Origin of the sequence: Enterococcus sp. DIV1682a (assembly GCF_051711005.1) — a bacterium.
GTDB lineage: Bacteria > Bacillota > Bacilli > Lactobacillales > Enterococcaceae > Enterococcus_B > Enterococcus_B hirae.
Genome location: NZ_JBIOLT010000001.1, coordinates 39,377 through 52,993, shown reverse-complemented (window position 1 = coordinate 52,993; position 13,617 = coordinate 39,377). Strand labels below are relative to the sequence as shown.

Here is a 13,617-nt window from a genome sequence, read left to right as displayed (position 1 = left end):
TCTCCTTGATTCAGTTATAGTAATACTAATACTTCTTTAATCAATGCCTTAAATGATTGTTTGACACGTTGCGTTGTTTCCACCACTTCTTCATGGTTAAGGTTCGCTTGCATGCCTGCTGCTAAATTAGTGATACATGAAATGCCGAGAACTTTCAATCCGCTATGTGCTGCAACGATCACTTCTGGCACAGTGGACATTCCGACTGCATCTGCTCCCATCGTACGTGACATCCGAATCTCTGCAGGTGTTTCGTATGTTGGTCCAGAATAGCCCATGTATACCCCTTCTTTAAGAGTCAAATCTAATTGGCTCGCAGCCTCTTTGGCTACTTCACGGTAAGTTAAGGTATACGCCTCGCTCATATCAGGGAAGCGTGGACCGATCTCATCTTCGTTAGGACCAATCAATGGGTTTTGACCTGTGAAGTTGATATGATCAGTAATCAACATCAAATCGCCAGGAACAAATGATTCATTTACCCCACCACTTGCATTCGTGACAATCACCGAATGAGCCTTTAATGCTGCCATTACCCGCACAGGATAAGTGACAGTTTGCATTGAATGACCTTCATAAAAATGGAATCGTCCTTGCATTGCCAGAACTTTTTTACCAGACAAGGTACCATAGACTAATTGACCAGCATGGCCGACAACTGTTGATGTTGGGAAAAATGGGATTTGGTCATAAGGAATCACGATCGCTTCCTCGATTTCTTCCGCTAACTCTCCTAAACCTGAACCTAAGATCAAACCAAAATCAATTTCTTTTACGCCCTTTTCTAGAATAAATTGAGTCGTTTCTTGTAACATTTCGCTTAATTGGGTCATTTACTTTCTCCTATTAACTATTTTTTTCTACAGAAGTCAAGAGGTTAGAAGCCCTGTCGTTCGACTAGCTAAAAAAACAGGTATGCTTGATTAACAGGGCTTTTTCACCTCTTGATTGATACTGTTAAAGCAAGATGGCTCTTTGAACAAAATGATTGACCTATCTTAGTTACGCTTTTTCAGGTCAAATTTTCAAACGCGGTCTGTCATTCCTATTTCAAAAGTTTTAAGAAACTTTCGCCGTTTTCGGTAGCAGGAACATCGAAGTTTTCAGCAATCGTTGCTGCGATATCTGAATAGTAGCCTTGTGGCAAGCTTCCTTGTCCTTGCATTTTTTTGCTGAAAACTAATAATGGTACATATTCACGTGTATGATCTGTTCCAGGGAATGTTGGATCATTTCCATGGTCAGCAGTAATCATCAGTAAGTCGTCCTCTGCCATTGCCTCTAATATTTCAGGAATACGTAAATCAAAATCTTCAATTGCGTGGGCATAACCTACCACATCCCGACGATGTCCAAATAATGCATCAAAATCAACTAAATTAGTAAAACTGATCCCTGTAAACTCTTTTTTCATCACATTTAATAATTGGTCAACGCCATCCATGTTGCTTTTCGTACGGACGAACTCTGTAATTCCTTGACCGTTGAAGATATCGTTGATTTTTCCAACAGCGATAACGTCTTTTCCTGCTTCTTTTAATGAATCTAAAACCGTATGCCCGAATGGATCCAATGCGTAATCATGTCGGTTGCTCGTACGAGTAAAATTACCAGGTTCTCCAACGTAAGGTCGCGCAATAATTCGACCAATCATGTATGGGTCGTCTTTAGTAATGTCACGAACGAACTGACAAATCCGATAAAGTTCTTCTAAAGGAATAATTTCTTCATGTGCAGCAATTTGTAAAACTGGATCTGCGGACGTATAGACGATCAAATCACCAGTTTTCATTTGATGTTCACCATAGTCATCTATAACAGCGGTTCCACTATATGGTTGATTGCAAACAATTTTGCGTCCTGAGAAGTCTTCGATTTGTTTGAGTAATTCATCAGGGAAACCGTTAGGAAATACTCGAAATGGTGTCTTGATGTTCAGACCCATGATTTCCCAGTGACCGGTCATTGTATCTTTTCCTACAGATACTTCCTCCAATTTAGTGGCATAGCCTTGGTGGTTTTTAACCGCTTCGACACCTTCTAATGGGCGAATCGTTCCTAATCCTAACTGTTCTAAATGAGGAATTGTCAAACCAGCTTCTTTTGCGATATGCCCTAGTGTATCTGAACCTTTATCACCAAATTTTTCAGCATCTGGCGCTTCGCCGATTCCTACTGAATCCATGACAATCAAATGTACGCGTTTAAACATGATTATTCCTTCTTTCTTTTTTATTATTGCTATTAAATCAAAAAGGGCGAGTCGAAAAAACATTTCCCGTAACCCACCCTTTTTATTCACTAAAAGTTTATTTTGATTTTATATAATTTTTACCGTTTGCTTTAGGTCCAGATGCTTTTCCTAAGAACGCTACTAACACAATAACGGTTAATAGGTAAGGTGCAATCTGCAGCAATACTGGCGGTATCGAAGAAATCACTGGTAATTGAGCCCCGATGATACTTAAACTTTGCGCAAAACCAAAGAATAAAGAAGCGCCCATGGCCCCTAGTGGATTCCATTTACCGAAGATCATAGCAGCCATTGAGATAAACCCTTGACCTACGATCGTTCCGGCAGAGAAATTCCCTGAAATCGATTGAGCGAATACTGCGCCACCCATTCCGCCAAGTAAACCAGAGATCAATACCCCAGAATAACGCATCGCGTAAACATTGATTCCCAATGTATCCGCTGCTTGAGGATTTTCACCCACTGAGCGTAAGCGAAGTCCAAACTTTGTCTTAAAGATAATAAACCAAGCAAGAATCGCAATTAAAATGGCACAATAAGCTGGTAAAAATGTATTTTTAAAGAAAATTGGTCCAATCACAGGGATTTTTGATAATCCAGGAAATGAGAAATATCCTAAGTTAACTGAAATGTTATCAGTTTGTCCTTTTCCATACCATGTTTTAATTAAAAATACACCCAAAGCTGGTGCCATCAAGTTGATAACTGTCCCGCTGATGATATGGTCTGCACGTAAACTAACAGTTGCTACTGCATGTAATAAAGAGAATAACACACCAACTATCCCACCGACTAAAATAGCGATCCATGGTGTCATGTCTCCTAAGGTAGGACTCATGGTTAGATTAAATACTACCGCACTGAAAGCACCCATAACCATGATGCCTTCTAAACCTACATTGACAATCCCACTTCGTTCAGAAAAAGTTCCACCTAAAGATGTAAGAATTAATGGTGTTGAATAAACCAACGTTGAAGTGAGGATTAAAGCAATTAACTCAGTTGTTGACATTATAATTCTCCTCCTTCTTGACTCTGATTTGTTGGTTTCGATTCAACAGTCTCCACGATCGCTTCTTGTTTTTTACCTTGGAAGAATTTTGCCATAATGAAACGAATCAAGAAGTTGATCCCAACAAAGAAAATAATCAATGCAATCGATACATTTACGATTTCAAATGGTATACCGGCACCTGTTTGCATCCCCAAACCACCGATTTTCAAGATACTGAACAAGAGTGCTGAAAGTAAAATTCCAATCGCTGAACCAGAACCTAACAGTGACACAGCCATTCCGTCAAATCCGATGGCTAATGAAGTTGTTTGGACGAAAAAGTTTTGATACGTTCCTAATCCTTCGACTACTCCACCAAGTCCTGCTAAAGCGCCTGAAATCATCATGGAGAAGACGATCGTACGTTTACTACTCATTCCAGCATACTCAGAAGCAAAAGGATTTAGACCTACCGAACGAATTTCAAAGCCTAACGTCGTTTTCTTCATCAATAGCCAAACAACAACCAGTGCAATCAATGCTAAAAACAAACCAGCATTTACACGAGAACCGCCAAACATTTGTGTCAGCCAAGGTAATCTAAGAGAAGCATTTTGCCCAATCAAATTTGAAGAATCTAAGCTTGAACGATACGTGTCTGGCATGATGTCATGTAAAGCAAAAGTACTTAAATAAAGTAAAATATAGTTCATCATAATAGTGACGATTACTTCACTTGTACCGAAAAAGGCTCTTAACACCCCTGGGATAGCCGCAGCCAAGGCTCCTGCCAAAGCACCTAAAATCACACAAGTCGGTAATAAAATGACTTTTGGCAGATCAGGAAAGGCAAGTGCTACCCACACACTAACGATCCAACCACAGAGTGCTTGTCCCGAAAGCCCGATATTGAAGAATCCTGCTGAGTTCGCAACAGAAAAACCTAATGCAGTAAAAATCAACGGTGTTGCTTGCCGTAATGTTTCACCAATACTTCTTTGAGAACCAAGGGACGCATTTAACATTGAAGAATAACCTTGGCCTGGGTTATAACCAAAAGCTGCCATCAAGATAGCACCTAAAACTAAACCTAGAATTACCGAAAAAATAGGAACTAGGAGATTACGTATCTTTTCATTGCGATCATTCATGTGCGCCACCAACCTTTTCTAACTCTTTTCTTGCTTCTGCTAAAGAATAGCCCGCCATAAGTAATCCTAGTTCATTTTCAGAAGTTTCTTTTGGATCAACGATTCCCACGATTTTTCCTTCGTGGAGTACCGCAATACGATCAGAAACATTCAAAATTTCTTCTAATTCAAAACTAATCAATAAGACCGCTTTGTATTTGTCTCTTTGTTCAATCAAACGTTTATGAATAAACTCGATTGCTCCAACATCTAGCCCACGTGTCGGATTAGCAACGATCAACAAGTCAGGATCACGATCGATTTCCCGAGCAATAATTGCTTTTTGTTGATTCCCACCTGATAATGCTTTTGCTGGCACAAGTTCATTCGTTGTTCGAACATCATACTCTTCGATTAATTCTCGTGCATGTTCATTGATCAACGAATAATTCAATAAGCCATTTCTACTGTAAGGTTTTTGGTAATAATTTTGTAAAGCAATATTCTCCGCTAACGTCATATCCAACACTAAGCCATACTTATGACGGTCTTCGGGCACATGTCCTACACCAGCCTCCGTAATTTTTCTTGGCTTTTTATTCGTGATATCTTCATCTTTTAAGCGAATTGTTCCACTTTCTGCTTTACGTAAACCGGTTAACGCCTGGATCAATTCTGACTGTCCGTTACCATCAATACCAGCAATTCCTAAAACTTCTCCTGCTCGTACTTCTAAACTTAGATCTTTGACTGCGTCCAATCCTCGGTTTTCTTTAACCACTAGATTTTCAATCGATAACACAACTTCTTGAGGCTGACTTTCTTTCTTCATTGTCTTAAATGAAACCGTACGTCCAACCATCATATCTGCCAATTGTTGTGAAGAGACATCTTTTACATTTACTGTACCAATCCCTTTACCACGACGGATAACTGTACAACGATCTGCTACAGCTTTAATCTCATCTAACTTATGGGTGATCAAAATGATCGATTTTCCTTCTTTGACCAACTCTTTCATGATTACAATCAGTTCGTCAATCTCTTGTGGCGTTAATACCGCTGTAGGTTCGTCAAAAATCAAGACATCTGCCCCACGATAAAGTGTTTTTAAGATTTCTACCCGTTGTTCCATTCCAACAGAGATATCTCGGACATACGCATCAGGATTGACCGATAAACCATATTGTTCAGAAAGCTTTTGGATTTCTTCACGTGCTTGGCGACGATCAAGTACCCCTGCTCGACTTGGCTCACTTCCCAAAACAATATTTTCAGTAACAGTAAATGCATCCACAAGCATAAAGTGCTGATGGACCATTCCGATACCTAGTTGGTTCGCTTTTGTCGGACTTGTAATTTTCACTTCTTTCCCATGCATCAGTATTTCACCTGATGTTGGCTCTAAAAGGCCTGAGAGCACATTCATCAAGGTTGATTTTCCGGCACCATTTTCTCCAAGTAAAGCGTGGATCTCTCCTGCTTTCACTTGCAAGTTGATGTTGTCATTTGCTTTGAACGTACCAAACTGTTTGGTGATATTCCGCATTTCGATGACAATATTTTCTTGAACCACAATTTTTCACATCCTAACGATTTCTATCTAGGCAACGATTAACAAAGATTTTTCATAAAATCTCAAATTGAAGCAAAAACTTCAGGGGATTATTCCCTTATCAAGAGGCTGTGAAAGAAGCGTTTAGCTCCGAGCAAATAAGAGAGGATTTTTTAAAATAGCTTCTCATATTTTTAAAAATCATCGCTTATTGTTGAGGAGCTGCTTCTTGAACGCCGTTTAGCAAGAGGCTGTGAGCAGCATGTTCTACTTCAAGAATTAAGAACAAAAAAACGAAAATAGCTTTTCAGCAACATCTTGATAAAGAAACAATCGTTAGTTATTTACTAAACCATAGCCTTGTTAAACAATTGTCCAACAAGGCTATAGAAATTCGTTTGATTATTTTTCAGGAGTTTCTGGTACTTTAATATCTCCTGAGATGATTTTTTCTTTTGCTTCATTCACAGCTTTTTCTGCTTTTTCTGAAAGTTGACCTTTTGTGATACCAACACCGTCTTCTTTCAATCCGTAAACGGTATGTTCTCCACCAGGGAAATCACCGTCAGCTGATTTTTGAGCTAAGTCTTCAACAACAGTTCCTACACCTTTTAGAGTTGATGTCAAAGTAAAGTTTTTCTTTTCACCATTTAAAGTGTATTCGCCTTCGTCAGATTGGTCTCGGTCAACCCCGATAACCCAAACTTTTTTGTCGCCTGATTCGTTTAATGATTTCGCTTCTTGGAATACACCGTTACCAGTACCACCAGATGCGTGGAAAATGATATCTGCATTTTGTGCATACATTCCTTGAGCAATTGAACGTCCTTTATCTGGCGCTGAGAAGTCTCCTGCATATTGATTCAAGACTTTAATTTCTTTGTTTAATGCTTTTGCACCAGCATCTACACCAGCTTTGAATCCTGCGTCAAAACGATCGATTACTTCACCTTTTACCCCACCAATGAAACCAACAGTGTTTGTTTCAGTTGTGTAAGCTGCGGCAATCCCAGCAAGATAAGAAGCTTCGTTATCTTTAAATGTTGCTGAAACCACGTTGTCTTTGCCGTCGATAACGTCATCAATAATAGCAAAGTTTGTTTCAGGATTTGATGCAGCTTGCTCTTCAATAGCTGGCTTCAATTTATAACCAATACCAAAGATTGTTTTAAAACCTGCATTCAAAGCTTGGTCAATATTAGGGATATAATCTGATTCATTTGCTGATTGGAAATATTGGAACCCATCATTCCCACGTGATAGATCATGATCTTTCCCCCAAGCTTGTAGTCCTTCCCAAGCTGACTGGTTGAATGAACGGTCATCAACACCGCCCGTATCTGTGATCAATGCTGCAGTTGCTGTTTTTGAACCGCTGTTTCCACCGGTTGAATCAGTTGAATCTGATCCGCTGCCACATGCGCCCAATAATAACCCAGCAGATAACGCTACAGCACTTAAACCAAATAATTTTGCTTTTTTCATTTCTGTAAAGCCCCCTAAAATAATTGTTTTATTTTTCAACAGTCAGCTGACTGAATGAACATGAGTGATAATTCTATAGATCTTTTTCTGTAAAGGCGTAAGGTAATAGTTCTTTAACCGTCATTGCCTTAGTCACACCGTTATCCCCTACTAAAGTTACCGGCATGTCTGGTACACAAAACTCAGCCATTACTTGACGACAAGCACCACAAGGAGAAATTGGCTCTGGCGTATGACCAGCCACTACTAAATGAGTAAACTCTTTTTCTCCTTCAGAAACAGCTTTGAAAAAAGCCGTGCGCTCCGCACAATTGGTTAAACCAAACGAGGCATTTTCGATGTTGACTCCTTGATACGTTTTTCCAGATTCAGTGACTAAACATGCACCTACTGGAAAATGTGAATATGGTACATATGCTTTATCCAATGCTTCTACTGCAATGTTGATCCATTCTTGCTTCACTTCTGTCATAAGCTTCCCCTTACTACTTAATAGCCTTCGCCAGTAGATCCTGACATAATCGAAACTCCTGCACTGGTACCAATTCTTGTCGCACCAGCTTCAATCATTGCCAAAGCTTCAGCTTCGTTATGGATACCACCAGATGCTTTCACACCCATTTCAGGTCCAACAGTTTCACGCATTAAACGAACATCTTCGACTTTTGCTCCTCCAGTTGAAAATCCTGTAGAAGTTTTAACAAAGTCTGCCCCAGCAGCTTTTGCCAGCTCACAAGCTTTTACAATTTCCTCATGATTTAATAAAGCTGTTTCGATGATGACTTTGACTAAAGCACGATCTTTGGCCGCTGCAACCACTGCTTCAATATCTTTTTGGACTTTATCAAACTGTTGAGACTTCATTGCCCCAATATTGATGACCATATCCACTTCATCTGCGCCATTTTCAATCGCATTTGTAGTTTCAAAAGCCTTAGTTTCAGCAGTATTAGCTCCTAAAGGAAAGCCGATTACTGTACATACTGCCACTGGTTCGCCTTTTAATTGTTCTTTTGCTAGTGCAACCCATGTTGGGTTGATACAAACAGAATAGAAATGGTATTTCTTTGCTTCTTCAATAATTCGCATAACGTCTTCTTGAGAAGCATCTGCTTTTAAGATGGTGTGATCGATCATTCGGTTCAATTCCATTTTTTTCTCTCCTTTTATTCGGTGATGATATCATGTATCAATGTAGGCTTTTCAGCCGAGTCACTAATTTGGATATTTTGATAGAGCAATTCTTGAACAGAAGAAATCTCTTTTGTATTACTGTAGATTGTCAACAATGATTCTCCCTCTTTTACAGGATCACCAATTTTTTTATTTAATTTAAGACCAACTGCGTGATCAATATCATCTTCTTTAGTTTTGCGTCCTGCACCTAACATCATAGCTGCAATCCCCAACTCATTCGCAACGAGTTTTGAGACAATACCACTCGCTTTGGCTGGCAACTCAACAACATACTTAGCTGTCAGTAATCGTTCTGGTTGGTCTACGATAGAGTCATCTCCACCTTGATTACGGATCATTTCCTTAAATTTGTCTAAGGCTTTGCCAGATTCTAGTGCTTCTTGCAGTAAACTTCTAGCTTCTTCGATTGTTGCTGCTTGATTGGCTAAGACAACCATCTGACTTCCTAATGCATAACACATTTCCAGCAAGTCTTCTGGTCCATTGCCGTTTAACGTTTCAATTGCTTCCACAACTTCAAGACTATTACCAATTGCTTCACCAAGAGGTTCAGACATATCAGAAATTACGGCTACTGTCTGACGATGAGCTAATTTTCCAATACTAGTCATTGTTTTTGCTAAACGTCTAGCATCTTCAATATTCTTCATAAAGGCGCCGTCACCTGTCGTCACGTCTAAAACGATCGCATCTGCTCCTGCGGCAATTTTCTTACTCATGATCGAACTGGCAATCAAAGGAATCGAATCCACTGTCGCAGTCACATCCCGCAAAGCATAAAGTTTTTTATCTGCTGGTGCAAGATTTCCTGATTGTCCAATAACAGCCACTTTACTCTCATTGACAATTCGGATAAACGCTTCATCAGAAAGCTCGATTTGAAATCCAGGAATTGCTTCTAGTTTATCCAGCGTACCACCTGTATACCCCAAACCTCTACCAGACATTTTGGCAACTGTAACACCCACACTTGCAACTAAAGGCGCTAAGATCAACGTTGTCGTATCTCCCACACCACCTGTAGAGTGTTTATCCACTTTGATCCCATCTAAAGGACTTAAATCAATGACATCTCCTGAGTGGGCAATGGCAAGTGTTAAATCCGTGATTTCTCTATCGGTCATATCTTGATAAAAGATCGCCATCAACAATGCGCTGATTTGATAATCTGGAATTTCACCATTCGTGTATTTTGTAATAATATACTCGATTTCTTTTGTCGATAATTCATTTCCGTCTCGCTTTTTTTCAATCAGATCCACCATTCGCATTGCTTGATCCTCCTCGTCTTCATTCGGTATTATACAGGAATTTTCCAAAAGGTAAACCACTTTAGTAAACCAGTTTACTAAGAATACAAAGAGCTACTCACCGCCTTTGTAAACACTTACATAAGCAATATAACGCTGAGTTATCCCTTTGTCAATGTTTTTATGCTCTCACGAATAATTAATTTTGTTTCAAAGACTTTGTTCGGAACTTTGCGTTGTGGGAACTCGATCGTGTCGATCAAAAATCTTGCGGCATAAAATCCAATATCAGAACTTGGCTGTTTCACTGTTGTCAATTGAGGGATCATATACTCGGATAACTTCAACCCATCGAAACCAATAACTGAAATATCATCGGGGATTTTTTTGCCTAATTCATCAATCGCTTGGTAACAACCAATCGCCATTGCATCATTTCCACAAAAAATTGCTGTAAGATCTTTGTGCTTTAAGAGCCGTTTAGACGCCTCGTATCCACCTTGGACCGTCAACTCCCCTTGTTCTACATACTTTCCATTGAAAGGGATTCCATGATCCTTTAGTGCATGACGATACCCGTTGAATCGTTCTTCTAACTGGTAATAGCCTGTTGTTTCTTTGAGCATACCGATTTTGGTATGACCGTTCTTAATAAACAAAGAAACTGCTTGATAAGCCCCCTCATACTCTTTTACGATCAACCGACCATTATCTCTGGTATTCAATCCACGATCAATCAAAATAATCGGCATATTTTTATAAAAACCACTATCTAAAGAATAGTCATCTGGCAAAACATTGGGCGTAGCCAATAAGATTCCATCCACTGAGCGATGAGCCAATTCTTTTAAATACTTGATTTCATTTTCTTGACTATGACGAGAGTTGCAAAGCATGATCACATACCCCAGTGGATTCAAATAACTCTCGACCCCTTCAATCAATTTAGAAAAGAAGAAGTCAGTGACATCTGGCACGATCATACCAATCGTTTTAGAATGACGATTGATCACATTCGAGGCAAAGTAATCTGGTTTATAATGGTGCTCGTTAACAATATTCAGGACTTTTTTTCGTGTTTTATCACTAAAGCGGCTCCCTTTATTATTTAAAATTTGTGATACAGTGGTGACTGAAACACCTGCCATTTCTGCAATGTCTCTGATCGTTAGTTTCACTTCTTCTCCTCCTTTATGATGTAAATTCTTTTTTAGTTTACCAAAAGCATATAAAAAAGAATAGATAGAAAAAAATAAGAAAAAATCTTTTATTCACTAATAAAAATAAATAGCTTGGAAAGTGCCAATTTCCTAAACTGACTTCTTAAAAACTTCTGTAACTGCCGATCATCTGTCATTGTTCTTCTCTTTCATAGGAGTTTTTTCATTGGCTTGAGTAACTAGCGATTGATCTTTTCTATTATTGATTGCACTAGTTACTTTCTCACTCAAAGAAGACTTCTGACTTTGGGTTACTAAATGATCAGCAGCTATATGTTCAGAATCCCGTTTTTCAATCGCTCCTACCATTCCATCTACCTGCTTGAGAAGTATTTTTTTCTCATCATGAGCTATCTCCTGATCGTTTAAGATTTCATTATGGAGTTCTAGAATCTTTTCTCGAACAGATGAAAAAAGTTGAAGCTCTTTTTGATAACCTGCCGTTCGATCCGTGGCGATCATCGTTGTTAGCTGTTCAAGGAAAGGTTTTTTATTTTCAATAGGAATCTTTGGATCTTGCCTTACTTGTTGCCTAAGATTTAAAAAGTTTAAATCATGTTTATCGACTGCCTGAAAATAGTCTGCCGTATTTCCTTTCATAAGAAGCTCTCCGATATCCATAGCTAGCCTCTGCTCTTCATTCTCTTGCAAATCTTTTTTAGTCAGCGTAGCTTGTTGACTGCCTTTTTCTTGTTCATCCTTGGGAACAGAAATCTTTCCCCCATCCCCTATCAGTTGTTTCTCCTGGCTCTCAAATCTATTTATGGCATCAAAGAGTCCTGTTCTTATCTTTAGAATTTTTTGTAACTTTTGTTCGTATTTAATCATGCGATGATCAATTTGTTGCTCCTTCTTCGTCTTTTGAGAAACCTCTTGTTGGTATCCTAATTGTATATTTTGAACGTGAGACTTTAAAACAAGAGCAACAAGTGTGGAATCTTGCCGATTTTCTCCACCAACTCGTTGATTTTTTGCTGTTGGTTCCTTTAACTCAGATAAAACGATTACTTTCAAATGTGGAGGGATTCGTTCCTCTTGATTGATTCTTTTAATCATTTCCTCTTCCCATTTATTTTCACTTATAAATCGTTGGCACTCTTTGATATCACTTTGAGCAGTTACATGTTCCTTTTGTTTTTCATTACTATTCGTGGCTTTTTCTATTTGTTCAAAAAGCGGCTGATAGGTTTTATCCGTTGCCACTCGTTCTTTTAGTACTTCTAACAGTTGCTTTCTAATGAAAAATTCCTGTTTGATAACTGATATTTTTTTGATGTTGTTCTTTTTCGCTTCCTCTGAGGGATTAATTTCAGAAATGAGAGCTTTTTTTATTTCTTCTGAATACTCTTTGCTTTGTTTGATGCTAGCTACCACTTCTCGGGTCAATTGTTTGTCACTCATCAGTGCTTTATATGTATCTAGTTTTTCTTGAGCCACTTGTTTTCTTACTAATTCTTCGGTCAACACATTCTTTGTTAGCCAATCCAAATTTGACTCATCTTTGATTCGTTTGAGCAAGTCAATTCGCTCTTGTGGTACATCTTTTTTGAACATCTTATGTAAATCCTTATTTTTTTCACTTAGATCCGCGACTGCTTCTTCAAACAGTATAGCTTGACTATTAAATTTGGCGATACGTGCATCTAAATCGTTATGAAGTGCTTGTTTTTCTTCTGGAGTCAATCCATCTTGATGATCAATTTGTTCTTTCACATGTTTTACTTTAGAATAATCTGCCACACTTCTAATACTAACAAACTCCCAATAGACTGTTTTATTTCTCTGTGAAAGCTTGTCAAGCGTTGCCGCAGGACGATTTTGAATTTCTTGATTTAAATTGTCTCGTCGCTGATCGTTGGGAATCGTATGGGTTAGAAATTCTTTTACCAGTTGTTCCCTCTCTGAGCGAGAAAAATCAAGTAGTTCAAACAGCAGCATGTTTCCAACAAATAGGACATCGTTGTTTTTTTGAGAATGGTAGCCTTTTTTGATCTGAGCAAATTTCTTTGGCTTTTTTTGGTAAAGCTTAATCATAGGCTTGTCGTTCATGATTTGAGTGAACCCGTTCTTAGTATCTCGATTCTTAAGTAAGAAATCAAATTTTTCTTGATCTTTCCATATCAATAGATTTTTATACTTAGACACCAGCGTGGGACGATACTGATGCAAACCATGATGTACTAATCCATCTAAGAGATCTAAAAGTTCATTTGTTAAAGCAACATGTTGATCATCTGGCTGAACTTCACTTTTTTCTCTTTTGCTATTTAATTTTTCTCTTTTCGTTTTATTGTTCTGGACGATCCCCTTCGCCTTTTCTTCCCATGCTTTAAATGTTGTAGCCATTTCGACATGGTCTTTTTCTAAATACCTTAATACGTTTTCCTGGTTATACATGGGTAATTCTAAAATAGATTTAGTATCTACTATCATTCTGGTTTGTGTCATTTTTTTATTCTCCTTTCAAGTCACTCAAATTTTTCAATACCATGCTAGTTTTGTTTTCTAAAAAAGGAAGAAACGTTATTCAAT

11 protein-coding genes are annotated in these 13,617 nt (G+C 38.5%); all 11 read right to left on the bottom strand.

Annotated elements, in window-relative coordinates:
• Positions 1–14: 14 nt before the first annotated feature.
• Positions 15–833, bottom strand: coding sequence for a purine-nucleoside phosphorylase (locus tag IGJ23_RS00235; RefSeq protein WP_010736792.1), 819 nt, complete (start codon positions 831–833; stop codon positions 15–17).
• Positions 834–1,045: 212 nt separating this feature from the next.
• The gene (gene deoB / locus IGJ23_RS00230; protein ID WP_010720467.1) at positions 1,046–2,212 is read right to left on the bottom strand and encodes a phosphopentomutase; all 1,167 of its coding nucleotides are present in this window, start codon (positions 2,210–2,212) and stop codon (positions 1,046–1,048) included.
• Between the two features lie 97 nt (positions 2,213–2,309).
• Positions 2,310–3,266: an ABC transporter permease gene (locus tag IGJ23_RS00225; protein ID WP_010720468.1), complete on the bottom strand. Its 957-nt coding sequence runs from the start codon at positions 3,264–3,266 to the stop codon at positions 2,310–2,312.
• Positions 3,266–4,399 carry an ABC transporter permease gene (locus IGJ23_RS00220; protein WP_010720469.1) on the bottom strand — a complete coding sequence of 378 codons (1,134 nt, stop codon included), beginning with the start codon at positions 4,397–4,399 and terminating at the stop codon, positions 3,266–3,268. The genes IGJ23_RS00225 and IGJ23_RS00220 overlap by 1 nt, the downstream gene beginning before the upstream one ends.
• Complete coding sequence (locus IGJ23_RS00215) at positions 4,392–5,954, bottom strand: ABC transporter ATP-binding protein (protein WP_438774508.1); 1,563 nt, start codon at positions 5,952–5,954, stop codon at positions 4,392–4,394. Before IGJ23_RS00215 ends, IGJ23_RS00220 begins: the two co-directional genes overlap by 8 nt.
• A 381-nt stretch (positions 5,955–6,335) precedes the next feature.
• Positions 6,336–7,418 (bottom strand): BMP family lipoprotein, encoded by a 1,083-nt coding sequence (locus tag IGJ23_RS00210; protein ID WP_010720471.1) that lies wholly within the window; start codon positions 7,416–7,418, stop codon positions 6,336–6,338.
• A gap of 73 nt (positions 7,419–7,491) precedes the next feature.
• Positions 7,492–7,890, bottom strand: a complete 399-nt coding sequence (locus tag IGJ23_RS00205; RefSeq protein ID WP_010720472.1) for a cytidine deaminase — start codon at positions 7,888–7,890, stop codon at positions 7,492–7,494.
• 17 nt (positions 7,891–7,907) lie between these two features.
• A complete protein-coding gene (gene deoC / locus IGJ23_RS00200; protein WP_010720473.1) occupies positions 7,908–8,570 on the bottom strand; it encodes a deoxyribose-phosphate aldolase in 663 nt (220 codons plus the stop codon).
• 14 nt (positions 8,571–8,584) lie between these two features.
• Entirely contained in the window at positions 8,585–9,886 is a 1,302-nt protein-coding gene (locus IGJ23_RS00195; protein WP_010720474.1) for a pyrimidine-nucleoside phosphorylase, read from the bottom strand.
• Positions 9,887–10,026: 140 nt separating this feature from the next.
• On the bottom strand, positions 10,027–11,043 hold the full coding sequence (locus IGJ23_RS00190) for a LacI family DNA-binding transcriptional regulator (RefSeq protein ID WP_010720475.1): 1,017 nt from the start codon (positions 11,041–11,043) through the stop codon (positions 10,027–10,029).
• Between the two features lie 168 nt (positions 11,044–11,211).
• Positions 11,212–13,533: a hypothetical protein gene (locus IGJ23_RS00185; protein WP_438774507.1), complete on the bottom strand. Its 2,322-nt coding sequence runs from the start codon at positions 13,531–13,533 to the stop codon at positions 11,212–11,214.
• Positions 13,534–13,617: the final 84 nt, after the last annotated feature.